This window comes from Thauera sp. SWB20, from assembly GCF_000831325.1.
Classification (GTDB): domain Bacteria; phylum Pseudomonadota; class Gammaproteobacteria; order Burkholderiales; family Rhodocyclaceae; genus Thauera; species Thauera aminoaromatica.
In genome coordinates this window covers 104,152-129,637 of sequence record NZ_JTDM01000011.1, presented here as the reverse complement: position 1 = coordinate 129,637, position 25,486 = coordinate 104,152, and the positions used below count along the sequence as shown (strand labels likewise).

The following is a 25,486-nucleotide window of genomic DNA, read 5'->3' as shown; positions in this document are numbered from 1 at the left end:
GCGGTCACTTGCCGGCGTGGGCCTTGTAGCGCTGCTCGAAGAACTCGAGCATCTCCATCGGCTTGTCGACACCGAAGCTCGGGCCTTCGGCCGCCCAGTCGGCGAGCATGCGCTCGCGCACCGCGCCGATGCGCTCGAACAGCGCCTTCGAGGGCGCGTTGAAGACATGGCCCTCGGCGCGCAGCTTGGCCTCGCCGGCCTTGTTCTGCGCATCGAAGCGCTGGCCCCACAGGCGCGACAGCTTCTCGCCGGAGACGCTCATGATCGCCTTGCGGTCGGCCTCGGAGAGCTTGTTCCACTTGCCCTCGTTGATGACGACGAAGAAGCTCGCGTCGTAGAAGCCGCCCGGGACGATGGTGTGATGCTTGAGCTTGTCCTCGACGCGGAAGTTGATGACCGACTCGATGGTGTGAAGCGACGCATCGACCACCCCGCTCTCGAGCAGCTCGTAGGCCTTCGGGCCGGGGCCGGCGACCGCCACCGCGCCCAGATCCTCGAGCAGGCGCTTCTGGATCGGGCCGCCCATGCGCACCTTCTGGTTCTTGAGGTCGTCGGGCTCGACGATGTTCTTGCTGCCGTGGTGAATCTGGCCGCCGCCGAAGAGGCCGACGCCGAGCATGACCACGCCCTCGAAGGCCGGCTTGCCGGCGAGGTATTTCTCGTAGGTTTCCCACAGCGCCACCGAGGACGCCTCGGCTTTGGTGCCGATGAAGGGCATCTCCGAGAACCACACCGCCTTGAAGCGATCCGGCTCGTAGGTGAAGTTGCCCCAGGTGATGTCGGCCACGCCCTTGCGCGCCAGCTCCCAGTGCTGGGCAGGAGCGCCCACCGGCTTGGGCAGGATGCGGACGTCGACGCGGCCTTCGGTGACGCGCTTGACGTCCTCGATCCAGGGCTGGAAGACCTCGGGGGTGAGGAAGTGGGTGGGCGACACCCAGCTCGACATGGTCAGGGTGGTGGCGGCCTGGGCGGCGGGAAGACCGGCAGCGGTGGCGAGGACGAGTCCGGCGGACAGGGTGGCGAACAGCTTGCTGAGTTTCATGGTGTCTCCTTGCAGGATCTAGTTATGGAAGTACTGCTCGACCAGGCCGATCCACAGCCGGGCACCCACCGCGAGGCAGGCATCGTTGAAATCGTAGTGCGGGTTGTGGACCATGCATTCGCCCGACCACCGGCCCTCGGCGTGGCCGTTGTCGCCGTTGCCGACCAGCAGGTAGCAACCCGGCACCTGCTCGAGCAGGAAGGCGAAGTCCTCGCTGCCGGTGAGCGGCTGGGCATCGGCCACCACGTGCTCGGCGCCAAAGGTCTGGCGCGCGACCTCGACCGCAAAGGCGGTGGGCCGGGCGGCGTTGACCAGCACCGGGTAGCCGCGCTCGTAGCGGATCTCCGTCTTGCAGCCATAGGCACGCGCCTGGTTTTCGGCGAGCTCGCGGATGCGGCGCTCGACCAGGTCGCGGACCTCGGGATCGAGGGTGCGCACGCTCAACTCGAGCTCGGCGGATTCGGCGATGACGTTGTAGGCCGCGCCCGCCTGGAGGCGGCCGACGCTGATCACCGCGGCGAGGTTGGGATTGACGTTGCGCCCGACGATGGACTGCAGCCCGAGCACCGTCGCCGCCGCCGGCAGGGTCGGATCGACCGCCATGTGCGGCATGCCGCCGTGCCCGCCGCGGCCGATGAAGCGGATCAGCACCTTGTCGGACGAGGCCATGAAGGCGCCCGGGCGAACATGGACCTGGCCGACCGGGATGCCGGGAAAGTTGTGCATGCCGAAGATCGCATCGCAGGGGAAGCGTTCGAAGAGGCCGTCTTCGATCATGCGCCGCGCGCCGCCGCCGCCGCCGAGCTCCTCGGCCGGCTGGAAGATCAGCACCAGCGTGCCGTCACCCTGCAGTGCCCCGCCCTTCACCCGTGCGGCGAGCGCCCGCGCCGCGCCGAGCAGCATGGCGGTATGGCCGTCGTGGCCGCAGCCGTGCATCTTGCCCGGAACGATGCTGGCCCACGGCAGGCCGGTCATCTCCTGCACCGGGATGGCGTCCATGTCGGCACGCAGCCCGATCGTGCGCCCGCTTCCATCGCCCACCCGCAGCACCCCCACCACGCCGGTGACGGCGATGCCGGTGTGCACCTCGTAGCCCCAGGCGCGCAGCTGCTCGGCGACGAGCGCGCTGGTGGCGTGCTCCTCGAAGCCCAGCTCGGGGTTGCGATGGATGGCATGGCGCCACCGCTTCATCTGCTCCGCATCGATCTCGTGTGCGACTGCTTCCTGGGTGGTCATCCGGCTCACCATAGATTTAGCTCATGTCCAGATAATAGGAACTTGCACCGAACACCGTAAGGCGATATTTTTTCCTGGATGACAACTTTCAGAGGTCACATGAACCGTGAAGGACCACCAGCTCAAGGCACTCGTGCAGGTCGCCGAAAGCGGTTCGATCCGCGCCGCGGCCCGCGCCATGAACCTGAGCCAGAGCGCGCTGACCAAGGCGCTGCGCGAGCTCGAAGAGGACGTCGGTGCGGAGCTGCTGCAGCGCAGCTACAAGGGCATCGGCTTCACGCCGGAGGGCAGCGCGCTGCTCGTGCGCGCCCGCCTGGTGCTGGCGACGATCGACAAGGCGCGCGCGGAGATCCGCCAGATGCGGGGGGGTGCGGGCGCGCATGTAAAGGCGGCGATCACGCCGCTGCTGACGGCGACGGTGCTGCCGGCCGTGCTTTCCGCGTTCCGCAAGGCACAGCCGGACGCCGAGCTGACCTTCCACGAGGGCTTGCTGGTGCAGGCCTTGCCCGGGCTGATCGAGGGCAAGATCGACTTCGCGATCGCGCTCGCCTCTCCGCAGGACCTGCCCTACGAGATCGAGTTCGAACCCCTGGCCGACATCGACGCGGTGCCGATGGTGCGCGCCACGCACCCGCTGGCCGAAGCGCGCGACTGGAACGCGGTGGCCGACGCCGAATGGGTGCTCAACCTCTCCGCCGGCAGCCAGAGCATGAACCTGGTCGGGTGGCTGCGCGCCCGGGGTTTCCGGGCGCCGACCCGCATCCTGCACTGCTCCTCGCCCTACCTCATCCTCGACATGGTCCGCCGCAACGACCTCATCGGCTACGGCCCGAAGGTACTGGTGACCGATGCTCAGGTCGGCGTCGGCCTGCGCCCGCTCGCACTGCAGCCGCTGCCGCCCACCATGCCGCTCGGCCTGATGACCCTGCGTGGCGTGCCGCTCGGCAGCGCGGCGAAGATGCTCGCGAACCTGTGCCGCCGCGAGCTGCAGTCCTGCCTGCCGCGCCCCTGATTCCCTGCCTCACCCTTCCCCTCGTTCTTCCCCTCGTTCTTCCCCTCATTCTTCCCAATACCCCGGCCGGTTGTAGCTCGCCCTGAGGTGCTCGATGAAGCGCCGCACCTTCGCCGGCAGATGACGCTGCTGCGGATACACCGCCTGGATGTCGTAGCTCGGCACCGCGAACTCGTCGAGTACGGTGACCAGTTCGCCGCGCTTCAACTCGGCCTGGATCTCCCAGGTCGAGCGCCAGCCCACGCCCAGACCTTGCTTGACCCAGCCGTAGAGCAGCTCGCCATCGTTGCAGGCCAGGTCGCCCTCGACACGAACGGCGAACAACCTGCCGTCACGCAGGAAGGACCAGCCGCGCTGCTGCCCGCCGGCGAGGTTGAAGGCGAGGCAGTTGTGGCGGGCGAGGTCCTCGGGCTGGCGCGGGATGCCGTGGCGCTCGAAGTAGTCGGGCGTGCCGCACACCACGCGACGGTTGGGGAACAGGCGCACGGCGACGTAGTTGGGGTCGGTCACCTCGCCGATGCGGATCGCCATGTCGTAGCCCTCGCGCACGAGGTCGACCACGCTGTCGGTGAAGTTGAAGGACATGCGCAGCTCGGGGTGCAGGGCCTTGAAGGCGGTCGCGTGCGGGGCCACGTGGCGGCGGCCGAAGGCGGCGGGCGCGGACACCACCAGATGGCCGCGCACCAGGTCGCGCCCGGCGCCGACCGCGCGCTCGAGTTCGTCAAACTCGCGCAGCAGCGCGCGGCTCTGGTCGAGCAGTTGCTCGCCAAGCTCGGTCAGCGCCAGGCCCCGCGTCGAGCGGTGCATCAGCTTGACCCCGAGGCGTTTCTCCAGCGCGTCGAGCCGCCGCCCCATGACCACCGGGGTCACGCCCTCCACCAGCGCCGCGGCCGCGAAGCTGCCCTTCTCGGCCACCAGCACGAAGCTGCGCAGTTCGGTGTAGCGATCCATTTTCTTCTCCAGGGTCGAAGGGCGCCGGCTCGACCGCCGGATTGCGACTTGCGTCGCTCCCACAGCGCTGCGCCCGGGGGCCTTGCGCGCGGGCGGTAGGAGCGACGCAAGTCGCGATTCTCGGCGGCGACCCGTATCGGCCATATTTCCAGTACCGATACTGCACATAAGCGGGCGTGGATATCGGCCCGAGGAAGCCATCAAACCTGCAACTCGATACTTTAAGTATCTACAGAACCGACTGCCAGCCCAATTCAAGCCGCCCTTCCCGCTCCGTATGCTGCGTCCATCGGTTTCAAGGACATCCACCCCAAGGAGACAGAAGATGGCCCGCATGAGAGCAGTCGACGCCGCCGCCGCGGTGATGCGCAAGGAAGGCGTGAGCACCGTGTTCGGCGTGCCCGGCGCCGCGATCAACCCGCTGTACTCGGCGATGAAGAAGGACGGCGGCTTCAGGCACATCCTCGGTCGCCACGTCGAGGGCGCCTCGCACATGGCCGAAGGCTACACCCGCGCCAACCCGGGCAACATCGGCGTGTGCATCGGTACCTCGGGCCCGGCCGGCACGGACATGATCACCGGCCTGTATTCGGCCTCCGCCGACTCCGTCCCCATCCTGTGCATCACCGGGCAGGCGCCGCGCGCGCGCCTCCACAAGGAGGACTTCCAGGCCGTCGACATCGAGTCCATCGCCAAGCCGGTGACCAAGTGGGCGGTGACCGTGCGCGAGCCGGCGCTGGTGCCGCGCGTGTTCCAGCAGGCCTTCCACCTCATGCGCTCCGGCCGTCCCGGCCCGGTGCTGATCGACCTGCCCTTCGACGTGCAGATGGCCGAGATCGAGTTCGACATCGACACCTACGAATCGCTCGGCGCCTACAAGCCCGCCGCCACCCGCGCCCAGGCCGAGAAGGCGATGGCCATGCTGAATGCCGCCGAGCGCCCGCTGATCGTCGCCGGCGGCGGCGTGATCAACGCCGACGCCGCAGACAGATTGCAGGAATTCGCCGAGCTCGTCGGCGTGCCGGTGATCCCGACCCTGATGGGCTGGGGCGCGATCCCCGACGACCACCCGCTGATGGCCGGCATGGCGGGTCTGCAGACCTCGCACCGCTACGGCAACGCCACCATGCTGGCATCGGACTTCGTGTTCGGCATCGGCAACCGCTGGGCCAACCGCCACACCGGCTCGGTGGAGGTGTACACCAGGGGACGCAAGTTCGTGCATGTGGACATCGAGCCCACCCAGATCGGCCGCGTGTTCGGCCCGGACTACGGCATCGTCTCCGATGCGGGCGCGGCGCTCGACCGCCTGCTCGAGGTGGCGCACGGGATGAAGGCCGCAGGCACCCTGCCCGATCGCGGTGCCTGGGTCGCCGAGTGCCAGCAGCGCAAGCGCACGCTGCAGCGCAAGACGCACTTCGACCAAGTGCCGATGAAGCCCCAGCGGGTGTATGAGGAGATGAACCTCGCCTTCGGCAAGGACGCCTGCTACGTCAGCACGATCGGCCTGTCGCAGATCGCCGCCGCGCAGTTCCTGCATGTGTACAAGCCGCGCCACTGGATCAACTGCGGCCAGGCCGGCCCGCTCGGCTGGACCATCCCCGCGGCGCTGGGGGTGTGCGCGGCCGACCCGGGTCGCAAGGTGGTGGCGATCTCCGGCGACTACGACTTCCAGTTCATGATCGAGGAGCTGGCGGTGGGCGCGCAGTTCAAGCTGCCCTACCTCCACGTGCTGGTGAACAATGCCTACCTCGGCCTGATCCGCCAGTCGCAGCGCGGCTTCGACATGGATTTCTGCGTGCAGCTCGCGTTCGAGAACATCAACGCCCCGGAGACCGAAGGCTACGGCGTCGATCACGTCGGCGTGGTCGAGGGCCTGGGCTGCAAGGCGATCCGCGTGCGCACGCCGGAAGAGATCCAGCCCGCCTTCGCACAGGCGAAGCAGTGGATGGAAGAATTCCGCGTGCCGGTGGTGGTCGAGATCATCCTCGAACGCGTGACCAACATCGCCATGGGGACCGAGATCGACGCCATCAACGAGTTCGAGGAACTCGCCGAACGTGGCGAGGACGCCCCGACCGCGATCTCGATGCTCGACTGAACGCACCGCCCCGAGGACGGGGCCGTCACGGCACAGGCAGGCCGCCCCGTCCGCAACCGACAACCGGAGACGAAGCAATGCCCAAGTTCAACGCCAACCTGACCATGCTCTTCAACGAAGTGCCCTTCCTCGACCGCTTCCAGGCGGCGGCCGAAGCCGGCTTCAAGGGCGTGGAGTTCCTCTTCCCCTACGCCTTCGACAAGGACGCGCTCGCCGAACGCCTGGCCAGGCACGGCCTCGTGCAGGTGCTGCACAACCTGCCGGCGGGCGACTGGGAGAGTGGGGAGCGCGGCATCGCCTGCCATCCTGACCGTGTCGGCGAGTTCCAGGACGGCGTCGGACGCGCGATCGAATACGCCACCGCGCTCGGCTGCAAGCAGCTCAACTGCCTCGCCGGCATCGCGCCGGCCGGCGTGGAGGCCGACAAGGTGCACGCGACCTTGGTCGCCAACCTGCGCTTCGCCGCCGCCAGGCTGGAGGAAGCCGGCATCCGCCTGCTGGTCGAGCCGATCAACACCTTCGACATCCCGGGCTTCTACCTCAACCGCACGGCACAGGCGATCGCGCTGATCGAGGAGATCGGCTCGCCCAACCTGTGGCTGCAGCACGACCTTTACCACATGCAGCGCATGGAGGGTGAGCTCGCCAACACCATCGCGAAGCACCTGCCGAAGATCGCCCACATGCAGATCGCCGACACCCCGGGCCGCCACGAGCCGGGCAGCGGCGAGATCAACTACGCCTGGCTGTTCCGCTTCATCGACCAGCTCGGCTACGAGGGCTGGATCGGCTGCGAATACAAGCCCGCCGCCGGCACCCGCGAAGGACTGGGCTGGATCCGGGCGCTCGCCGGCTGAGCGACCTTCGCGCCTTGCGGCGCTCCTACACGGACCGACACGGTCTTGCGAAAGCGCCGTAGGAGCGGCGCAAGCCGCGAACGGGCCGTCGGTCTGCGACGAGCGGCATCGCGGCTCGACCCGCCGCATTCGCGCCTTGCGGCGCTCCTACATGAAACGACACTGCTTCAAGCACATCCAGGAGACAACAACATGGCAAACATCGGATTCATCGGCCTCGGCATCATGGGCACCCCCATGGCAGGCAACCTGATCAAGGGCGGCCACACCGTCTTCACCCACACCCGCGGCGACACCCCGGCCGTGCTCGTCGAGGCCGGTGCCCGCCCCTGCGCGAGCGGCGCCGAGGTCGCGCGCCAGGCCGACATCGTCATCACCATGGTGCCCGACACCCCGCACGTCGAGGACGTGCTCTTCAGCCCCGGAGGCGTCGCCGCCGGCCTGTCGAAGGGCAAGATCGTGATCGACATGAGCTCGATCTCTCCGGTCGCCACCAAGGACTTCGCCGCCCGCATCAACGCGCTCGGCTGCGAATACCTCGACGCCCCGGTCTCGGGCGGCGAGGTCGGCGCCAAGGCGGCGACGCTCACCATCATGGTCGGCGGCAGCCAGGCCGCCTTCGACAAGGTGAAGCCGATCTTCGATCTGATGGGCAAGAACATCACCCTGGTCGGCGGCAACGGCGACGGCCAGATCACCAAGGTCGCCAACCAGATCATCGTCGCGCTCAACATCGAGGCGGTGGGCGAGGCCCTGCTGCTCGCCGCCAAGGCCGGCGCCGATCCGGCCAAGGTGCGCCAGGCGCTGATGGGCGGCTTCGCCAACTCGCGCATCCTCGAGGTGCACGGCGAGCGCATGGTCAAGCGCACCTTCGACCCCGGCTTCCGCATCGAGCTGCACCAGAAGGACCTCAACCTCGCGCTGACCACCGCGCGCCAGCTCGGCGTGTCGCTGCCCAACACCGCCACCGCGCAGGAGCTCTTCAACGCCTGCAGCGCGCACGGCGGCGCGAAGTGGGACCACTCGGCGATGGTGCGCGCGCTGGAGAAGATGGCCAACTTCGAGATCGGCCAGTAAGGAGGACGCCATGCGCCATCTCGCCATCGACGTCGGCCCCTTCCGCTTCGTCGCCCGCATGGAGGAGGCTGCCGCACCCAAGACCTGCGCCGCCTTCCTCGAGCTGCTGCCCTTCTCCAACCAGGTGATCCACTCGCGCTGGAGCGGCGAGGCGGTGTGGGTGCCGCTCGGCGAGTTCGACACCGGCCTGGGGTTCGAGAACCACACCAGCCACCCCTCGCGCGGCGACATCCTGCTCTACCCGGGCGGCCTCTCGGAGACCGAGATCCTCTTCGCCTACGGCAGCAGCTGCTTCGCCAGCAAGATGGGCCAGCTCGCCGGCAACCACTTCCTGTCCGTGGTCGAGGGCGCCGAACAGCTCCACGAGATGGGCCGCACGGTGCTGTGGAAGGGCGCGCAGTGGATCCGCTTCACCGACCTTGGCGAGCGCTGAGCGCGCCCTTCGCCCACCCCACAAGAACGATGGAAAGACGGAGACCGCAGATGATCCCCACCCACGCACTCACCCTGGCCGACGCCCGCGTCGCCGCCGCGGCCGCCGAGGCCGAGGCGCGCACCAACGGCTGGGCGGTCAGCATCGCGATCTGCGATGCGGGCGGCCACGCCCTGTGGCTGCAGCGCATGGACGGCGCACCCCTGATGAGCGCCATCGTCGCCCCCGAGAAGGCGCGCACCTGCGTGCTCAGCGGCAAGCCGAGCAAGGCCTTCGAGGACATGGTCAACAGCGGCCGCTTCGCCGCGCTGGCGATGCCGGTGGTGCCGCTCGAAGGCGGCGAGCCGGTGGTGGTCGATGGCCGCGTGCTCGGTGCGGTGGGCGTCTCCGGCGTGAAGGCCGGCGAGGACGCCCGCGTCGCCCGCGCCGGGGTCGACGCCCTGCTCGCACACGCCCTCCCCCACCCCCGATCCGCCGCCTGAACCGCCGAGGACCCGACATGAAACGCGAACGCAGCGCCCGCATCCTCGCCACCCTCGGGCCGGCGAGTTCCACCCGCGAACGCATCCGCGCCCTGGCCGAGGCCGGGGCGGACGTGTTCCGGCTCAACTTCAGCCACGGCAGCCACGAGGACCACGCCGAACGCTACCGCCTGATCCGCGCGGTCGAGGCCGAGATCGGCCGCCCGATCGGCGTGCTGATGGACCTGCAGGGGCCCAAGCTGCGCGTCGGCCGCTTCGCCGAGGGCAAGGTCGCCCTGGTGCCCGGCGCACGCTTCCGCCTCGACCTCGACCCCACGGCCGGCGACGCCAAGCGCGCCAACCTGCCCCACCCCGAGATCTTCGCCGCGCTGGAGGCCGGCACCGAGCTGCTGCTCGACGACGGCAAGCTGCGCCTGCGGGTGGACGCCTGCGGCGCCGACTTCGCCGACACCACCGTGCTGGTGGGCGGGACGCTGTCCGACCGCAAGGGCGTGAACGTGCCCGGCGTGGTGCTGCCGATCTCGCCGCTCACCGCCAAGGACCGCGCCGACCTCGACTTCGGCCTGGCGCTGGGCGTGGACTGGGTGGCGCTGTCCTTCGTGCAGCGCCCCGAGGATCTGCGCGAGGCGCGCGAACTCATCGGCGACCGCGCCTGGATCATGGCCAAGCTCGAGAAGCCAGCGGCGATCGACGCGCTCGACGCGATCATCGCGCTCGCCGACGGCGTCATGGTCGCGCGCGGCGACCTCGGCGTGGAGCTGCCACCGCAGCAGGTGCCGGTGCTGCAGCGCCGCATCGTGCGGGCCGCACGCGCAGCCGGCCGTCCGGTGGTGGTGGCGACGCAGATGCTGGAGTCGATGATCTCCTCGCCTGTGCCCACCCGCGCCGAGGCCTCGGACGTGGCCACCGCGATCTACGACGGCGCCGACGCGGTGATGCTGTCGGCCGAGTCGGCCTCGGGCCAGTACCCGGTGGAGGCGGTGGCCATCATGCACGGCATCGTCTGCGAGGTGGAGCGCGACCCCGCCTGGCGCGCCGGACTGGAAGCCAGCCACACGGCGGCCGCGGCGAACACCCCGGACGCGATCTGCTGCGCGCTGCGCCGCGTCGCCGGCCTGCTCGAACCGGCGGCCACGGTGGCCTACACCAGCTCGGGCTTCAGCGCCCTGCGCGCGAGCCGCGAGCGTCCGGTGGCGCCCATCCTGGCGCTGACGCCGCAGCCAGCCACCGCACGCCGGCTGGCGCTGGTGTGGGGCGTGCATGCGGTGCCCTTCGAGGAGGTGCATGACGTCGCCGAGATGGTCGAGCACGCCGCACGCGCGGCGTCGACCCTGGGCTTCGGCTGCGCCGGCGACGCGGTGGTGGTGATCGCCGGCCTGCCCTTCGGCCAACGCGGCAGCACCAACCTGCTGCACGTGGCGAGAATTCCGGGCTGAGTCGCGGGCTGAGGCGGTCGTTTGGCGCAAACCGTGTTCGCGCGTCGGAGATGCCGGCGACCCACCCGTCGCGGCGTGGAGCATGGAAACGCGGTCGGAGACGCGATCGCTCCGTCCGCGCCGCCGCTCAGCCCCCCGCCTTCGCGGGTGCGGCGGGGCCGAAGAAGCGATCGGTGAGCTTCACATACCAGGCCGCGGACTGCACCTGCAGGATGTAGGCGAGCGCGATCACCAGCGCCGCACCCGAGCTCGAGGCGCCGAACACGTTCATCGCCAGCGCGAGCGCGATCGACAGGTTGCGCATGACCGTGCCGAACACCAGCGCGATCGCGTCGCCGCGGGGCAGCAGGCTACGCGCCACCACGGTACTCACCACGTAGTTGATCGCATACAGGCACAGCAGCGGTATCAGCACCACGATCAGTTCGCCCGGCTGGGCCACGAGGTCCTTCGCCTTGAGGGCGAGCGCGACGAAGACGATGCCGAGCACGCCCAGCGTGGAGAAGGGCGGGAAGCGCGGCCCCCACTCTTTATGGTATGCGGCCTGGCCGTGGCGCGCCACCAGCCATTTCTGCGTGTAGTGCCCCGCCAGCATGGGCAGGAAGACGATGACGACGATCTGCATGAACACCGCGCCCATATCGACCGGCACCTCGGCGCCCATCAGCCAGCGCACGTAAAGCGGCGTGGCGAGCGCGCCGAGGACGAGCCCGAGCACCGTCATCTTGACCGCGGCGCCGAGGTTGCCCTTGGCAAAGCCGGTCCACGAGATCGTCATGCCGCTGGTGGGCAGCAGCGCGGCGAGCAGCAGGCCGAGCGCGTAGGCCGGCTGCTCGGGGAAGAAGGCCTTGCCGAGCGCGTAAGCGACGAAGGGGATGAGGGCGAAATTGATCGCCTGCGCGAGCGCCTGCGCCTTGAGGTCGCCGCCTTCGAGGACCTTGGAGAGCTTCAGGTTGACCATCATCGGATAGACCATCAGGAAGGTCAGCGGCACGATCAGCGACTTCAGCCAGCCGACCGGCGCGAACAGCCCGAAGCCGAAGCCGAGCACCATCGCCACCGGGATGGCGAGGATCAGGTTCTTGTTGATCTTCATCAGCAGCGCAAGCATGGATCCCCCGATTTCTTCATTCGCACGCGCCCTGCCAGGACGCGGCCCTCCGATGACGATAGCAAGCACGATGCCAGGTCACGGCGCGTGTGGGCGTCTCCGCTCGGCCTCCTGGGGGCACGTCTGACGGCGCGCCTCTATCCCGCGCCCGGGGCACGCCGGTTTCCGTAGGAGCGGCGCAAGCCGCGAACAGGGCCACGCAGGGACCGACGCGGGCGCCCCCCCGGATCACCGCCGCATTCGCGGCTTGCGCCACTCCTGCACGAGACCTCGCAGGTGGCAGCCGCTGTAGGAGAAGCGCAGGCCGCGAACCCGGCCCCTGCCCCGCGACTCGGCTGCCACATCAGCCCCCATGGCCGACAAGGCACTGCCAATCCCGTCAGTGTCACGTCAGCCGCGCCGTAAACGGCCGGGGCCCACGCATGCGTGGGCCCCGGGTCATCCGGAAACGTGCGTTCCCGGGATTACTTCTTGGCAGCCGCCAAGCCGTTCACGATCTCGGCCTTGGCATCCTCGACCGTGCCCCAGCCCAGGACCTTGACCCATTTGCCGGGCTCGAGGTCCTTGTAATGCTCGAAGAAATGCACCGTCTGCTTCATCAGCAGCTCGGGCAGGTCGTCGGTGGTCTGCACCTTGTCGTACAGCGGGGTCAGTTTCGACACCGGCACGGCAACGACCTTGGCGTCGACACCGCCGTCGTCTTCCATCTTCAGCACGCCGACCGGACGGCAGCGGATGACCACGCCCGGCTGCAGCGGGAACGGGGTCACGACCAGCACGTCGACCGGATCGCCATCGCCGGCGATGGTGTGCGGGACGTAGCCGTAGTTCAGCGGGTAGCGCATCGAGGTGCCCATGAAGCGGTCGACGAAGACGGCGCCGCTGTCCTTGTCCACCTCGAACTTGATCGGATCGCCCTGGGCGGAGATCTCGATGATGACGTTGATGTCGTTCGGCACGTCCTTGCCGGCGCTGACCTGTTCGAAGCCCATACATCCCTCCCGTGGAAAAATTGTGCGCGGATTATAGGGGGAAACCACAATGTCTTGCACTGCGACGATGCCCCCGGCGAAGGCTGCCGATCAGGCCGGGGAATCGAAGCCCGCGCCCTCGACCGCGGCGCGCAACGCGTCGATCGACACCTTGGCCGGATCGTGGCGCACGGTGGCGGATGCGCCTTCCAGCGACACCCGCACGTCCTCCACGCCGGGCAGCGCCTTCAGCACGCCGGTGACGTTCTTCACGCAGCCGCCGCAGCTCATGCCTTCGACCTTGATCGTCGTTTCGTTCATTTATCCAGGACTCCCGATGGGTTGAAAGGGGCGTGCCGTCGCACCGTCAGGTCACGCACACCACGCCGCGCCACAGGTCGCCACCGAGCGAGGGGGCGTGGTACAGCCCGAACAGGCCGAAGCCGAGCACGAGGAGCCCGGAGGCCAGGCGCACCCTGGGGTGGCGGGTGATGTCGCGGAAGCGTTTGAAGAGCATGCCTGCCAGCAGCAGGTTGGGCAGCGTGCCCAGCCCGAAGGCCAGCATCAGGCCGGCACCGCGCGCACCCGATCCGGTGACGAGCGCAGTGGCGAGGATGGAATAGGTGAGCCCGCAGGGGATGAAGCCCCACAGCATGCCGAGCGGCAGCGCCTGCCCGACCGAGCGCGCCGGCAGGAAGCGCCGGGTGGCGGGCTGGATGCGCCGCCACAGCAGGTGACCGACGCGCTCGATGGGCGCGAGCAGTCGGGTGAAGCCGGTGAGGTAGAGCCCGAGCGCCACCAGCATCAGGTTGGCGAGCACGTACAGCGTCATCTGCACCGGCAGCATGCCCTCGTAGAGCAGGCCGACCGAGCCGAGCAGGCCGACACCGGCACCGAGCAAGGTGTAGGTGCCGATGCGCCCGAGGTTGTAGGCCAGGTGCAGCGGCCACTGCGGCCGGCTGCCGGGCACCTGCACCTGCATGCTGAGCGCGCCGACGATGCCGCCGCACATCGACACGCAGTGGGTGCCGCCGAGCAGGCCGATCAGGAAGACGGCGAGATAACCGGTTTCGGGCATGAAGAAGAAAAGGGCCCCGCGGGAAATGCGAGGCCCTCATTCTACGCTGCGGTGCGCAATCCGTGCGGCGTTCAGATCACCCGCGAGTAGCGCTGGCGCTCGCGGTCGGCGCGCAGATAGCGGTCGAACACCATCGCGATGCCGCGCACCAGCAGGCGGCCGCCGGGCTGCACGCTGATCCAGTCGCCGTCGATCTTGACCAGCCCGGCCTTCTCCATTTCCTGCAGATCGGCGAGTTCCTCGGCGAAGTACTCGCGGAAGTTGACCAGGTAGGCGATCTCGATCGACTGCATCGAGAGCTCGAAGTGGCACATCAGCGCCTGGATGATCGCGCGCCGCAGCAGGTCGTCGGCGGTGAGCTCGATGCCGCGCAGCACCGGCAGCTCGTCGCGGTCGAGCGCGTCGTAGTACTCGTCGAGCGTCTTCACGTTCTGCGCGTACACCGGACCGATCTTGCCGATCGCCGACACCCCGAAGGCGAGCAGGTCGCATTCGGCGTGGGTGGAATAGCCCTGGAAGTTGCGGTGCAGGCGGCCCTGGCGCTGGGCGATGGTGAGCTCGTCGTCGGGCTTGGCGAAGTGGTCCATGCCGATATACACGTAGCCCGCCTCGGTGAGCCGGCGGATGCCGAGCTGCAGTAGCGCGAGCTTGGTGTCGGCCGTGGGCATGTCGCCGCTGTTGATGCGGCGCTGCGGCTTGAACAGGCCCGGCAGGTGAGCGTAGCTGTACAGCGAGATGCGGTCGGGCGAGATCTCCAGCACCTGGTCGAGCGTGCGGTCGAAGCTGGTCGGGTTCTGCCGGGGCAGGCCGTAGATCAGGTCCATGCTCACCGATTTGAAGCCGTTGGCGCGCGCGGCGTCGATGACCAGCTTGGTCTCGTCGAAGCTCTGGATACGATTGACCGCCTGCTGCACGTCCTCGGCGAAATCCTGCACGCCCACGCTCATGCGGTTGAAGCCGAGCTCGGCGAGCAGCTTCACGGTGTCGAAATCGACCTTGCGCGGGTCGACCTCGATCGAGTATTCGCCGTTGGGCACCAGCGTGAAGTGCTCGCGCACCGCCGCCATGAGCTCGCGCATCTCGTCGTGCGACAAAAAGGTCGGCGTGCCCCCGCCGAGGTGGAGCTGGGTGACCTGGCGGCTCCCCTCCAGGCAAGCGGCCTGCATCTCGATTTCTTTCGCGAGATATTTCAGGTACTTGGCCGAGCGCCCATGATCCTTGGTAATGATCTTGTTGCAGGCGCAGTAGTAGCAGATCGTGTTGCAGAAGGGGATGTGGAAGTATAATGAGAGCGGTTTGCTTACGCCGCCCACCGCCCGCTTGGCCAGCCAGGCCCGCAGCGCCTCTGCATTGAAGGCTTCGACGAAGCGGTCCGCCGTGGGATAGGACGTGTAGCGCGGCCCGTTGATGTCGAATTTGCGGATCAGTTGCGGGTCGAAGATGAGGTCGGTCTGGCTTTTCATGATCTTGCTGGCGGGCTGTCTGCCGAACAATGGCAGAAGCCTCCGTAATGTTGGTTGACTTGGGTCAACGGGTGTGATTAGCAATCCCGCCACTCCAGCGCAGGCGTCTCTAATGTCAGGAAAGCAGGATTATCGTGCAGATGAGGGCTAGCGTGCCAATTACCGTGGATGGGCTCAAATCGGCCTGTTCGCAGTGCAACCTCGTCGAGTTGTGCCTCCCCTTCGGAATGTCCGATCGTGAGCTGAGCCGGCTCGACGAACTGGTGGGCGCGCGCCGCAAGGTCAAGCGCCAGCACAATCTGTACCGCGCCGGTGACTCCTTCGAGGCGATCTACGCGATCCGCGCGGGCTCGTTCAAGACCGACGTGCTGCTCGAGGACGGTCGCGAACAGGTGACCGGCTTCCAGATGACCGGCGAGATCCTCGGTCTCGACGGCATCAGCACCGAGGCCCACAGCTGCAACGCGGTGGCGCTCGAGGACAGCGAGGTGTGCGTGATCGCCTACGACAAGCTCGAGCAGATGTCGCATGAGATCGAGGGCTTGCAACTTCAGTTCCACAAGGTCATGAGCCGCGAGATCGTGCGCGATCACGGCGTGATGATGCTGCTCGGCTCGATGCGCGCCGAAGAGCGCCTGGCCGCCTTCCTGCTGAACATGTCGCAGCGCTTCACGGCGCGCGGTTTCTCGCCGAGCGAGTTCAACCTGCGCATGACGCGCGAGGAGATCGGCTCCTACCTCGGACTCAAGCTCGAGACGGTGTCGCGCGCCTTCTCGCGCTTCCAGGAGGACGGGCTGATCGCGGTGCAGCAGAAGCACGTACACCTGCTCGACCTCGCCGGCCTCAAGCGCCTGATTCAGCACCAGCACGGCGCGCGCTGAGCACGCCGTGGCCGGGACGACCCGGGGCTCGACGGCTCAGGCGAGGTAGCCGGCGACGTTCTTGCTCAGCGCCACCGACACGATCCACGCATAGACCAGGATCGCACCGGCGAAGGCGGCGAGCCGCACGCCACGGGTACGTCCGCGCTTGAGCGCCAACGTGCCGAGCAGGATGTAGGCGAGCAGGCCGATCACCTTCGCCGTGACCCAGCCGGCGCTGAAGGGGTATTGCCCGATCATTACCGCCAGCGTGATCGCAGACAGCAGCAGCGTGCTGTCGACGAGGTGCGGCAGGAGCCGCGTCAGGCGGTGCTGCAGCAGGGCGTTGCCGGTGAGCATCCAGGTGCCGCGCAGCAGGAAGCCGGCGGCGCTCAGCACGACGCAGGTCACATGCAGGTTCTTGATCAGGTAGTACATCCACGATCCTAACGAAAGCCGGTCAGGGCGCCGCTCGACAACCGGCCGAATTGAAATTGCGTCCCCAGACGGAGAGTTCCAGATGCCCAACACGACCCCGCTCGACATCCCCTCCCTGCTGCGCCGCATCCCGCTGTTCAGCGAACTGTCGGAGGCGGACATCCAGCTGGTCGCGCGCTACACCCGCGAGCGCCAGGTCGCCCGCGGCGAAGTGCTGTTCCAGCGCGGCGACTTGCCGCACGGCTTTTACTTCGTGGTCTCCGGCCAGGTCAAGCTCGCCTTCTCGTCCTCGCAAGGCACCGAGAAGGTGGTCGAGATCATCGGCCCGATGCAGAGCTTCGGCGAGGCCGTGATGTTCATGAACCACCCCTACCCGGTCTTCGCCGAGGCCCTGAGCGAGACCGTGCTGGTGCACGTCGGCCAGGCGGTGGTGAGCGAACTCATCGACCAGGACTCCACCTTCGCACGCAAGCTGCTCGCCGGCATGGCGATCCGCCTGCACGGGCTGATCCAGGACGTGGAGACCTACTCCTTGCGCTCGAGCACCCAGCGCGTGATCGGCTACCTGCTGCAGGTGGCCGATAACGACGCACCCTGCGAGATCGCGCTGCCGACGAGCAAGCAGGTGATCGCCTCGCGCCTCAACCTGACGCCCGAGACCCTGTCGCGCATCTTCCACGACCTCAGCGACGCCGGCCTGATCACCGTGCAAGGCAAGCGTGTGAGTCTGCACGATCCGGTACGGCTGTCGCGCTACAACGCCTGAGCGGCCCTCGCCGCCCTCTCGGTCCGCTTGCGCGCGGACGCTCACTCGAGCACGACCGGCACGCCGGGCCGCGCCGCCTCGACCCTGCTCCAGCCCAGTTCGCGCTCGACCGCCTCGACGAAGGCGGCGGAGGCAGCCGGCTCGCCGTGCGCCACGAAGGTGCGCCGCGGCGCCTCGCCGAAGCCGCGCAGCCAGTCGAGGAGTGCGGGCTGGTCGGCGTGGGCGGAGAGCCCGCCGATGGTATGGATGCGCGCACGTACCGGGATACGTTCGCCGAACAGGGTGACCTGGTGCGCACCGTCGACCAGCCGGCGGCCGAGCGTGCCGGCAGCCTGGAAGCCTGCGATGACCACTGCGCACTCGCGCCGGCCGAGGTTGTGGCGCAGGTGGTGCTTGATCCGACCGGCATCGCACATGCCGCTTGCCGAGATCACGACCAGCCCGCCCGGCACCGCATTGAGCGCCTTCGATTCCTCGACGTCCTGCACGAACCGCACACGGAAGCGTCCCGAGTTGGCCTCGGCCCAGGCGTAGAGCGCACGCGTCTCATCGTCCCAGAGGGCGGTGTGGCGCACGGTGAGCGCGGTGACCGCAGAGGCCATCGGCGAGTCGACCACGACGTCGAGCCGGGCGATGCGTCCGGCGCGCACCAGGTCGGCGAGCACGAACAGCACTTCCTGGGTACGCCCGACCGCGAACGCCGGGATGATCACGTTGCCGCCATCGACCTCGAGCGTGCGCCGCAAGGCGAGCGCGAGCTCGTCGCAGGTGGCGGCGAAGGAGCGGTGGGCGCGGTTGCCGTAGGTCGACTCGACGCACAGGTAGTCGGCCCGGGCGATCCGCACCGGGTCCCGCAGCACCGGGCGCATCGGCTGGCCAATGTCGCCCGAGGCGACCAGCCGGCGGGTGTGGCCGCGCTCGCCGACGTCGATCTCGAGGATCGCCGAACCGAGGATGTGCCCGGCGTCACGGAAGCGGCAGCGCACGCCCGGGCCGGGCTCGATCCAGTCGTCGTAGTCGGTGGGGACGAAACGGCCCAGACTGGTACGCGCCTGCTCCACGGTGTAGAGCGGGGCCACCTCCGCCCGGCGTGCCATCTTGCGCGAGCGCGTGTCGCGCAGCGCCCACTCGGCCTCCTTCTCCTGGATATGGGCGGAATCCATCAACATCACGCCGAGCAGATCGACAGTGGCCGTGGTGGCGAAGATGCGCCCTCGATATCCCAGTGCCACGAGGCGCGGCAGCAGGCCGGAGTGATCGAGATGGGCGTGGGTGAGGAGCACGAAATCGATGTCGCGCAGCTCGAAATCGAGGGCGTCGCGGTTCTTGCGGTCGGCTTCGCGCCCGCCCTGGAAAAGGCCGCAATCCACCAGAAATGCACCGCGCTCGTGATCGACCCGCAGGCAGGAGCCGGTGACCTCGCCCGCAGCGCCAAGGAAGGTGAGCATCATCGCTGGCCTCGCCGATCTTTCAGGGGTTCCCACTGTGCCCTTAGTGATCGCTCGACGGCTTGATCATGATCAATCATGGCGGACCCCATCCGCTCGCTATAATCGAAGCACGACACACCACAGGGAGCGTACGTCATGTTCAAGCACATCCTGGTACCGACCGACGGCTCGGCACTCTCGGACAGCACGGTCGCCCGTGCCGTCTCCTTCGCGAAGGAGACCGGCGCGCGCATCACCTTCTTCTATTCGCAGCCGGACTTCCCGATGCCGATCTACGGCGAGGGCGCGCTGATCGATCCGACCACGCCCGAGCAGTTCGCGAAATCGGCTGCATCCGAAGCCGAGGCGATCCTTTCAAAGGCGCGCGGTGCGGCGGAAGCGGCGGGCGTGGCCTGCGACAGCGACACCGCGGTCAATGAGGTGCCCTACGAGGCGATCATCGACGCCGCCGACCGCCATGGCTGCGACCTCATCTTCATGGCCTCGCACGGCCGTCGCGGCATCGCAGGCCTGCTGCTCGGCTCCGAGACGCAAAAGGTGCTGACCCACAGCAAGACGCCGGTTCTGGTCTACCGCTGACACCGGCATCGGCCCCGCGCGCGGCCCCCCAAAGCATGCGGCCCGCTCGTGCGGGCCGTTTTCATCCGCGGTGCGGATCGCTCATGAGCGGGCGCTACGGGCCTTCTGCTCGTCCTCCGCCATATGGCGGCGGGCGAAGCGGTAAAGGTAGACGGCCATCACCAGAATGAAGACGATGGTGAAGAGGCTCAGCAGACCGATATCGCTCTTGAACAACAATTCCCAGGCCATGGTGCTTCTCCCTTTGCAAGAAACTCAGACATTCGGATCCATCCGGATCTCCATCTCTGCAGGGAGGTAAGCGGACCCGTCCATTCTCCAGCTTCGGGCCTCGTCTTGTATCACGAACAACCAGCGACCGGTGCTCAGCGGTGCGAGCGTGGCCTCATACACACCGGAGCGCCCGCGGACGAGCAGTTCCTGGTCGAGGCCACTCCGCGTGGGGTGGGCGACGGTCAGGCGGATGCTGTCGGGCAGGCTGCCCGGCGCGGTAGCCGTCAGCTCCACATGGATCGAGTCGCTGCGGATGCGCAAGGCGGCGCGCAAGCCGAGTTCGCGGGCGTGCTCGACGCGGCCGAGGGTCTGCACGATCGCCTGGCCTTCCTTGTAGTAGTCGTCGACCACCATGCCGTCGAAGGTCTTCGCGGCGATCACCAGGGTGGCGATGCCGGCGACCACCGCGGTCGCGGGCAGGGCGATGAGGAACCAGGGCCAGCCCTGGCGGTACCAGGGCTCGACCGGGGCTTCGGGCTTCTTGCTTCGCATGTCAGCGCGGTACCAGGAAAGTGGACTCTTCCTTGAGCGTCAAGGCGGGATCATCCTCCGCAGCGACGTCGAAGAAAATCGTGTTGGCCCCCGGCTTGCCTTCGTCGTAGGGGACGTGCACCTGAACGGTGACCGACTGCACGCCGGCCGGCGCGACCTCGACCCGCTGCGGACCCTTGATGCGGATTCCGTTCAGGCCGGAGACGCCGATGCTGAACGCACGCGGCGACTCGGTCATGTTCATGACCTGGAGCTGGTACACGTTCTCGATCAGGCCACCCTCGATCTCCTGTCCGAGCGAGGAGCGGTCGCGCAGCACGTCGACACGCAGCGGTTCGCGCGCAGCCAGGCCCCACACGAAGGCAGCGCAGATCGCGGCCAGGATGGTGCCGTAGATCAGCGTGCGCGGCCGGAACACGTGCGCGAGGATCTCCTTGGAGCCCCAATTGCGCTTCATCGCGTTCTCGGTCGAGTAGCGGATCAGGCCGCGCGGGTAGTTCATCTTGTCCATGACCTGGTCGCAGGCGTCGATGCAGGCGGCACAGCCGATGCATTCGTACTGCAGGCCATCGCGGATGTCGATCCCGGTCGGGCAAACCTGCACGCAGATGCCGCAGTCGATGCAGTCGCCCTTGGACACGGAGCGCGGATCGATGCCCTTCTTGCGCGTTCCGCGCGGCTCGCCACGTGCCTCGTCGTAGGTGATCACCAGGGTGTCGGGGTCGAACATCACCGCCTGGAAGCGCGCGTACGGGCACATGTACTTGCACACCTGCTCGCGCAGCACGCCGGCGAAGAGGTAGGTGAAGCCGGCGTAGAACAGGATCCAGAACGTTTCCCAGGGCCCGAAGGTGAGACCGTTGAAGGAGGCCAGCAATTCGTCGAGCGGGGAGAAATAGGCCACGAAGGTGAAGCCGGTCCACAGCGCGACGATGCCCCAGACGAGGAACTTGACGGCGCGGCGCAGCGCCTTGCCGGAGCTCATCGGCGCGCGGTCGAGCTTCTGGCGGCGGGTATGGTCGCCCTCGATCTTCTCCTCGATCCACATGAAGATCTCGGTATACACCGTCTGCGGGCAGGCATATCCGCACCACAGGCGGCCCGCGATCGCGGTGAAGAAGAACAGGGCGTAGGCCGAGATGATCAACAGGATCGCGAGAAAGAACACGTCCTGCGGCCAGAAGACCCAGCCGAAGATGTAGAACTTGCGTTCGGTCAGATGGAAAAGCACGGCCTGGCGGTCGTTCCAGCTCAGCCAGGGCAGACCGTAGAACAAGATCTGGGTGATCCACACCAACGCCCACCGCCAGTTGGCGAACAGGCCGGTGACGGAGCGCACGTAGAGCTTCTTGCGTGCCGCGTAGAGCGTGTCCTGGGAGGACTCGGGGTTGGAGGGTCTTGCCGCCTTCTGCGGCTCGGGGGATGCGCTTTTCATGGCCTTGTTACCGATGAATTCTTGTTCTTGTTGTTATCGAGAACCCCGGGAGGGCCCCTTCCTCCCGGGGATGCGATGCTGCTGCAGCTACTGCGGGTGACGCTTACTTCTTGCTCAGGCTCAGCACGTAGGCGGCGAGCAGGTGCACCTTGTCCTCGCCGAGGAAGGCTCCGAAGGCGGGCATCTTGTTGTTGCGACCGTTGGTGACGGTCTCGATGATCACCGCCTCGGACGAGCCGTACAGCCAGCGGTTGTCGGTCAGGTTGGGCGCGCCCAGCATCGGGTTGCCCTTGGCGTCCGCGCCGTGGCAGGCCACGCAGTTGGCCTCGAAGGCTTCCTTGCCGCGCTGAGCACGCACGGAGTCGTGGGCGAGGCCGTTCATCGAACGTACGTAGTTGGCGACGTCCTTGACGCCGTCGGCGCCGAGCGCAGGACCGAACGGAGGCATCACGCCGTTGCGGCCGTTGGTGATGGTCTCCTTGATGTTCTCCGGCGCTCCGCCCCACAGCCACTCGCTGTCGGTCAGGTTGGGGAAGCTCTTCGCACCCTGCGCCGCGGCGCCGTGGCACTGCTGGCAGTAGGTCAGGAACAGGCGCTTGCCCATCGCGTTGGCTTCGGGATCGGCGGCGACCGCCATCACGTCCATCTCGCGATACTTGGCGAACACCGGGCCGAAGCGCTCCTGTGCGGCCTGCATCTCGCTGTCGTACTGCGCCCACTGGCCGCGACTCTGGTTGCTGTTGCCGAAGCCCGGGTAGATCGCGAGGTACACCACGGCGAACACGATGGTGATCCAGAACAGGTACATCCACCAGCGCGGCAGCGGGTTGTTGTACTCGGCGAGCGTCTCGTCCCACACGTGACCGTGCAGTTCGACCTGCCCCTTCTCGCGCTTGGTCATGTTCGACACCAGCACGAACACACAGAACAGGATGGAGAGGGTCACGAGGACCATCACATACATGTTCCAGAAACCGCTGATAAAGTCAGCCATTTGTTTTTCCCTCTTGGTCTTGCCGGCCGCGCGGGGCCGGCAGGTCGTCGTCGCTCAGGGGCAGACGCGCCGCCTCGTCGAAACCGGCCTTCGCGTGCTTGCTGTACGCCCACGCGCAGATGCCCAGGAAGCACAGCAATCCAAGCACGGTGATCAGGCTACGGAAATCGTTGATATCCACGGCGCGTGTGCATCCTTACCTGAAGTGCGAAATCGCGGTGCCCAGGCCCTGCAGATAGGCCACCACGGCATCGAGCTCGGTCTTGCCCTCGAGCGCAGCCGGCGCGGCGGCGATCTCTTCGTCGCTGTACTTGTGCAGGCCGACCTTGTTGAGCGCGCGCATGCGATCCTGGATGTCCGCCGCCCTGACCGGGCGATCGAGCCAGGGGAAGGCCGGCATGTTCGACTCGGGCACGACGTCGCGAGGATTGAGCAGGTGCACACGCTGCCATTCGTCGGAGTAGCGGCCACCGACGCGGGCGAGGTCCGGACCGGTGCGTTTGGAGCCCCACTGGAACGGGTGGTCGTAGATGTACTCGCCGGCGACCGAATAGTGGCCGTAGCGCTCGGTCTCGGCGCGGAACGGACGGATCATCTGCGAGTGGCAGTTGTAGCAGCCTTCGCGGACGTAGATGTCGCGCCCCACGAGACGGACCGGATCGTACGGCTTGACGTCGAGCGCATTGCCCTTGTGGTCGATCGCGGTGGTGGTCGAGTGCTGGAAGAACAGCGGCACGATCTCCACCAGACCACCCACGCTGACGGTCATCAGCGTGAGCACGATCATGAGGAATACGTTGCGTTCGATCTTTTCGTGTTTCGATTGAGCCATGTTGTTGTTCTCCGATCAGGCGTGGGCAGCCGCGGGCGCGAGCACCGGGGCGTCATAGGCCTTCTGGCCGGCGATCGTCTTCACCATGTTGTAGAACATGATCAGCATGCCGCCGAGGAACATCGCGCCGCCGATGAAGCGGATCGTCCAGAACGGGTAGCTGGCCTTGACCGACTCGACGAAGGAGTAGGTCAGCGTGCCGTCCGGGTTGGTCGCGCGCCACATCAGGCCCTGCATCACACCAGAGATCCACATCGAGGCGATGTACAGCACGATGCCGATGGTGGCGATCCAGAAGTGGGCGTTGATCAGCTTGACGCTGTACATCTCGCTCTTGCCGTAGAGGCGCGGCAGCAGGAAGTACACCGAGCCGATGGAGATCATCGCCACCCAGCCGAGCGCGCCGGAGTGCACGTGGCCGACGGTCCAGTCGGTGTAGTGAGACAGCGCGTTGACCGTCTTGATCGACATCATCGGGCCTTCGAAGGTCGACATGCCGTAGAAGGACAGCGAGGTGATGAGGAACTTCAGGATCGGGTCGGTGCGCAGCTTGTGCCAGGCGCCCGACAGGGTCAGCACGCCGTTGATCATGCCGCCCCAGGACGGCGCCAGCAGGATCAGTGAGAACACCATGCCCACGGACTGGGTCCAGTCGGGCAGCGCGGTGTAGTGCAGGTGGTGCGGACCCGCCCACATGTAGGTGAAGATCAGCGCCCAGAAGTGCACCACCGACAGGCGATAGGAATACACCGGACGGTCGGCCTGCTTGGGCACGAAGTAGTACATCATGCCGAGGAAGCCCGCAGTCAGGAAGAAGCCCACCGCGTTGTGCCCGTACCACCACTGGATCATCGCGTCCTGCACGCCGGCATAGGCCGAATAGGACTTCATGCTGGTCAGCGAGACGGGGATCGCGGCGCTGTTCACGATGTGGAGCAGCGCGACGGTGAGGATGAAGCCGCCGAAGAACCAGTTCGCCACATAGATGTGCGAGACCTTGCGCCTGGCAATGGTGCCGAAGAACACGATGGCATAGGACACCCACACGATCGCGATCAGGATGTCGATCGGCCATTCGAGCTCGGCGTATTCCTTGGAGGTGGTGTAACCCAGCGGCAGGGTGATCGCGGCAAGCAGGATGACCAGCTGCCAGCCCCAGAAGGTGAACGCGGCCAGGCCCGGCGCGAACAGTCTGGTGTGACAAGTGCGCTGGACGACGTAGTACGACGTCGCGAACAACGCGCAGCCACCGAACGCGAAGATCACCGCGTTGGTGTGCAGCGGACGGAGCCTGCCGAAATGCAGGAATTCGTGCACGTTCAACTGGGGCCACACGAGCTGTGCCGCGGCGATCACGCCGACGAGCATGCCCACGATGCCCCACACCACCGTCATGATGGCGAACTGGCGCACGACTTTATAGTTATAAGTCGCTTGCGATTGCATCTGGATCACCTCTTTGTTTTTGAAAACCCCTGCTTGCGTCGCGCCGCAGCAGACTTCCGCGGCGAACCACTCGGGCGAGAATACGCCACGACCACATACGCAATTTGACACAAGTCAATATTGTATTGCAGCAGACGGGGCCAAGGAAGGGGAAATTGGAGTTAGTCCAAAAACAAACCCAAAACCCAGCAACGAGCGCGGCGCGCAATCGTGCGAGCGGGCTGGAAGCCAATGCCTGCAAGGCATCCAGCGGTTTCGGCATGCCTTTCGAGAGGCAAAAAAAAGGGTGCGTCTGCACGCACCCCCAACCCCAACAGAGAGACATAAACCCCGGACCACTCGCCATCGTCATGAAAGGCGATCGGTCGCAACGCCGATATTTTCCACCGTTACACGAGACAGCAGTTGACGCAGGTCAACGAAACCTCGATTGCTCACCCGCGGAACCGGTACGGCGATCGGAAACCCCATTCGCAGCCACCTCGCCGGACGGGTCTCCATCCCTCTCCTGCCCGTCCGCCGGGAGTTGTTCGCGGTCGTCCATCAGCAGCCGGTAGGCCGGACCCTCGAGGTCGTCGTACTGGCCGCTGCGCAGCGACCACCAGAACAACACCCCGATGACGAAGACCAGCACGACCGACAGCGGAATCAGCAAGTAGAGGCTTTCCAT

28 protein-coding genes are annotated in these 25,486 nt (G+C 67.0%); 10 read left to right on the top strand and 18 right to left on the bottom strand.

Features of this window, described 5'->3' with window-relative positions:
• Positions 1-4 precede the first annotated feature (4 nt).
• Complete coding sequence (locus PO78_RS02675; RefSeq protein ID WP_004303785.1) at positions 5-1,042, bottom strand: TRAP transporter substrate-binding protein; 1,038 nt, start codon at positions 1,040-1,042, stop codon at positions 5-7.
• 18 nt (positions 1,043-1,060) lie between these two features.
• Positions 1,061-2,290: a M20 aminoacylase family protein gene (locus tag PO78_RS02670; protein WP_004303783.1), complete on the bottom strand. Its 1,230-nt coding sequence runs from the start codon at positions 2,288-2,290 to the stop codon at positions 1,061-1,063.
• 94 nt (positions 2,291-2,384) lie between these two features.
• Between PO78_RS02670 and PO78_RS02665 the strand changes: the two genes are divergently transcribed.
• Positions 2,385-3,290, top strand: a complete 906-nt coding sequence (locus PO78_RS02665) for a LysR family transcriptional regulator (protein ID WP_004303781.1) — start codon at positions 2,385-2,387, stop codon at positions 3,288-3,290.
• A 45-nt stretch (positions 3,291-3,335) separates the two neighbouring features.
• On the opposite strand, the gene PO78_RS02660 is transcribed toward PO78_RS02665, so the two are convergent.
• Complete coding sequence (locus tag PO78_RS02660; protein ID WP_012584952.1) at positions 3,336-4,241, bottom strand: LysR family transcriptional regulator; 906 nt, start codon at positions 4,239-4,241, stop codon at positions 3,336-3,338.
• A 325-nt stretch (positions 4,242-4,566) separates the two neighbouring features.
• Here PO78_RS02660 and gcl point away from each other — a divergent pair, with 325 nt between their 5' ends.
• The 6 genes from gcl (at position 4,567) to pyk (ending at position 10,627) form a co-directional block, all read left to right on the top strand.
• Positions 4,567-6,342, top strand: a complete 1,776-nt coding sequence (gene gcl, locus PO78_RS02655; protein WP_004303778.1) for a glyoxylate carboligase — start codon at positions 4,567-4,569, stop codon at positions 6,340-6,342.
• Positions 6,343-6,419: 77 nt separating this feature from the next.
• Positions 6,420-7,199: a hydroxypyruvate isomerase gene (gene hyi / locus PO78_RS02650; protein ID WP_043741871.1), complete on the top strand. Its 780-nt coding sequence runs from the start codon at positions 6,420-6,422 to the stop codon at positions 7,197-7,199.
• 192 nt (positions 7,200-7,391) lie between these two features.
• Positions 7,392-8,276, top strand: a complete 885-nt coding sequence (locus PO78_RS02645; protein WP_043741869.1) for a 2-hydroxy-3-oxopropionate reductase — start codon at positions 7,392-7,394, stop codon at positions 8,274-8,276.
• 10 nt (positions 8,277-8,286) lie between these two features.
• Positions 8,287-8,709: a DUF3830 family protein gene (locus tag PO78_RS02640; RefSeq protein ID WP_004303772.1), complete on the top strand. Its 423-nt coding sequence runs from the start codon at positions 8,287-8,289 to the stop codon at positions 8,707-8,709.
• Between the two features lie 50 nt (positions 8,710-8,759).
• A complete protein-coding gene (locus PO78_RS02635; protein ID WP_043741867.1) occupies positions 8,760-9,191 on the top strand; it encodes a GlcG/HbpS family heme-binding protein in 432 nt (143 codons plus the stop codon).
• A 17-nt stretch (positions 9,192-9,208) separates the two neighbouring features.
• Positions 9,209-10,627: a pyruvate kinase gene (pyk, locus tag PO78_RS02630; protein WP_004303769.1), complete on the top strand. Its 1,419-nt coding sequence runs from the start codon at positions 9,209-9,211 to the stop codon at positions 10,625-10,627.
• A 127-nt stretch (positions 10,628-10,754) separates the two neighbouring features.
• Here pyk and PO78_RS02625 read toward each other — a convergent pair whose 3' ends face one another.
• From PO78_RS02625 to hemN, 5 genes are all read right to left on the bottom strand, one after another.
• Positions 10,755-11,738 (bottom strand): arsenic resistance protein, encoded by a 984-nt coding sequence (locus PO78_RS02625; RefSeq protein ID WP_043741865.1) that lies wholly within the window; start codon positions 11,736-11,738, stop codon positions 10,755-10,757.
• A gap of 464 nt (positions 11,739-12,202) precedes the next feature.
• The gene (gene ppa, locus PO78_RS02620) at positions 12,203-12,730 is read right to left on the bottom strand and encodes an inorganic diphosphatase (protein ID WP_004303764.1); all 528 of its coding nucleotides are present in this window, start codon (positions 12,728-12,730) and stop codon (positions 12,203-12,205) included.
• A 90-nt stretch (positions 12,731-12,820) separates the two neighbouring features.
• Positions 12,821-13,030, bottom strand: a complete 210-nt coding sequence (locus PO78_RS02615) for a heavy-metal-associated domain-containing protein (protein ID WP_004303763.1) — start codon at positions 13,028-13,030, stop codon at positions 12,821-12,823.
• A 46-nt stretch (positions 13,031-13,076) separates the two neighbouring features.
• On the bottom strand, positions 13,077-13,787 hold the full coding sequence (locus tag PO78_RS02610; RefSeq protein WP_004303762.1) for a sulfite exporter TauE/SafE family protein: 711 nt from the start codon (positions 13,785-13,787) through the stop codon (positions 13,077-13,079).
• 71 nt (positions 13,788-13,858) lie between these two features.
• Entirely contained in the window at positions 13,859-15,250 is a 1,392-nt protein-coding gene (gene hemN / locus PO78_RS02605) for an oxygen-independent coproporphyrinogen III oxidase (protein ID WP_040828717.1), read from the bottom strand.
• A gap of 140 nt (positions 15,251-15,390) precedes the next feature.
• Here hemN and fnr point away from each other — a divergent pair, with 140 nt between their 5' ends.
• Positions 15,391-16,131: a fumarate/nitrate reduction transcriptional regulator Fnr gene (gene fnr / locus PO78_RS02600; RefSeq protein ID WP_012584949.1), complete on the top strand. Its 741-nt coding sequence runs from the start codon at positions 15,391-15,393 to the stop codon at positions 16,129-16,131.
• Positions 16,132-16,167: 36 nt separating this feature from the next.
• Here fnr and PO78_RS02595 read toward each other — a convergent pair whose 3' ends face one another.
• Positions 16,168-16,548, bottom strand: coding sequence for a SirB2 family protein (locus PO78_RS02595; RefSeq protein ID WP_004303759.1), 381 nt, complete (start codon positions 16,546-16,548; stop codon positions 16,168-16,170).
• A gap of 82 nt (positions 16,549-16,630) precedes the next feature.
• Between PO78_RS02595 and PO78_RS02590 the strand changes: the two genes are divergently transcribed.
• Positions 16,631-17,314, top strand: coding sequence for a Crp/Fnr family transcriptional regulator (locus PO78_RS02590; RefSeq protein ID WP_004303758.1), 684 nt, complete (start codon positions 16,631-16,633; stop codon positions 17,312-17,314).
• Positions 17,315-17,355: 41 nt separating this feature from the next.
• On the opposite strand, the gene PO78_RS02585 is transcribed toward PO78_RS02590, so the two are convergent.
• Positions 17,356-18,765 (bottom strand): MBL fold metallo-hydrolase RNA specificity domain-containing protein, encoded by a 1,410-nt coding sequence (locus PO78_RS02585; RefSeq protein WP_004303757.1) that lies wholly within the window; start codon positions 18,763-18,765, stop codon positions 17,356-17,358.
• 135 nt (positions 18,766-18,900) lie between these two features.
• On the opposite strand from PO78_RS02585, the gene PO78_RS02580 reads away from it, so the two are divergent.
• Positions 18,901-19,344, top strand: coding sequence for a universal stress protein (locus tag PO78_RS02580; RefSeq protein ID WP_004303756.1), 444 nt, complete (start codon positions 18,901-18,903; stop codon positions 19,342-19,344).
• Between the two features lie 81 nt (positions 19,345-19,425).
• On the opposite strand, the gene PO78_RS22090 is transcribed toward PO78_RS02580, so the two are convergent.
• The 8 genes from PO78_RS22090 to ccoS all read right to left on the bottom strand — a co-directional run bounded on the left by PO78_RS22090 (position 19,426) and on the right by ccoS (position 25,486).
• Positions 19,426-19,575: a DUF3149 domain-containing protein gene (locus PO78_RS22090; protein WP_004303755.1), complete on the bottom strand. Its 150-nt coding sequence runs from the start codon at positions 19,573-19,575 to the stop codon at positions 19,426-19,428.
• A 24-nt stretch (positions 19,576-19,599) separates the two neighbouring features.
• Positions 19,600-20,109 carry a FixH family protein gene (locus PO78_RS02575; protein WP_004303753.1) on the bottom strand — a complete coding sequence of 170 codons (510 nt, stop codon included), beginning with the start codon at positions 20,107-20,109 and terminating at the stop codon, positions 19,600-19,602.
• A gap of 1 nt (position 20,110) precedes the next feature.
• Positions 20,111-21,544: a cytochrome c oxidase accessory protein CcoG gene (ccoG, locus tag PO78_RS02570; protein ID WP_004303752.1), complete on the bottom strand. Its 1,434-nt coding sequence runs from the start codon at positions 21,542-21,544 to the stop codon at positions 20,111-20,113.
• A gap of 103 nt (positions 21,545-21,647) precedes the next feature.
• The gene (gene ccoP, locus PO78_RS02565) at positions 21,648-22,538 is read right to left on the bottom strand and encodes a cytochrome-c oxidase, cbb3-type subunit III (protein ID WP_043741862.1); all 891 of its coding nucleotides are present in this window, start codon (positions 22,536-22,538) and stop codon (positions 21,648-21,650) included.
• Positions 22,531-22,719: a CcoQ/FixQ family Cbb3-type cytochrome c oxidase assembly chaperone gene (locus tag PO78_RS02560; protein ID WP_004358574.1), complete on the bottom strand. Its 189-nt coding sequence runs from the start codon at positions 22,717-22,719 to the stop codon at positions 22,531-22,533. Before PO78_RS02560 ends, ccoP begins: the two co-directional genes overlap by 8 nt.
• A 15-nt stretch (positions 22,720-22,734) precedes the next feature.
• Complete coding sequence (gene ccoO, locus PO78_RS02555; RefSeq protein ID WP_004303747.1) at positions 22,735-23,370, bottom strand: cytochrome-c oxidase, cbb3-type subunit II; 636 nt, start codon at positions 23,368-23,370, stop codon at positions 22,735-22,737.
• Between the two features lie 15 nt (positions 23,371-23,385).
• Positions 23,386-24,816, bottom strand: a complete 1,431-nt coding sequence (ccoN, locus tag PO78_RS02550) for a cytochrome-c oxidase, cbb3-type subunit I (protein ID WP_004303745.1) — start codon at positions 24,814-24,816, stop codon at positions 23,386-23,388.
• A 415-nt stretch (positions 24,817-25,231) separates the two neighbouring features.
• Positions 25,232-25,486 carry a cbb3-type cytochrome oxidase assembly protein CcoS gene (ccoS, locus tag PO78_RS02545; protein WP_043741857.1) on the bottom strand — a complete coding sequence of 85 codons (255 nt, stop codon included), beginning with the start codon at positions 25,484-25,486 and terminating at the stop codon, positions 25,232-25,234.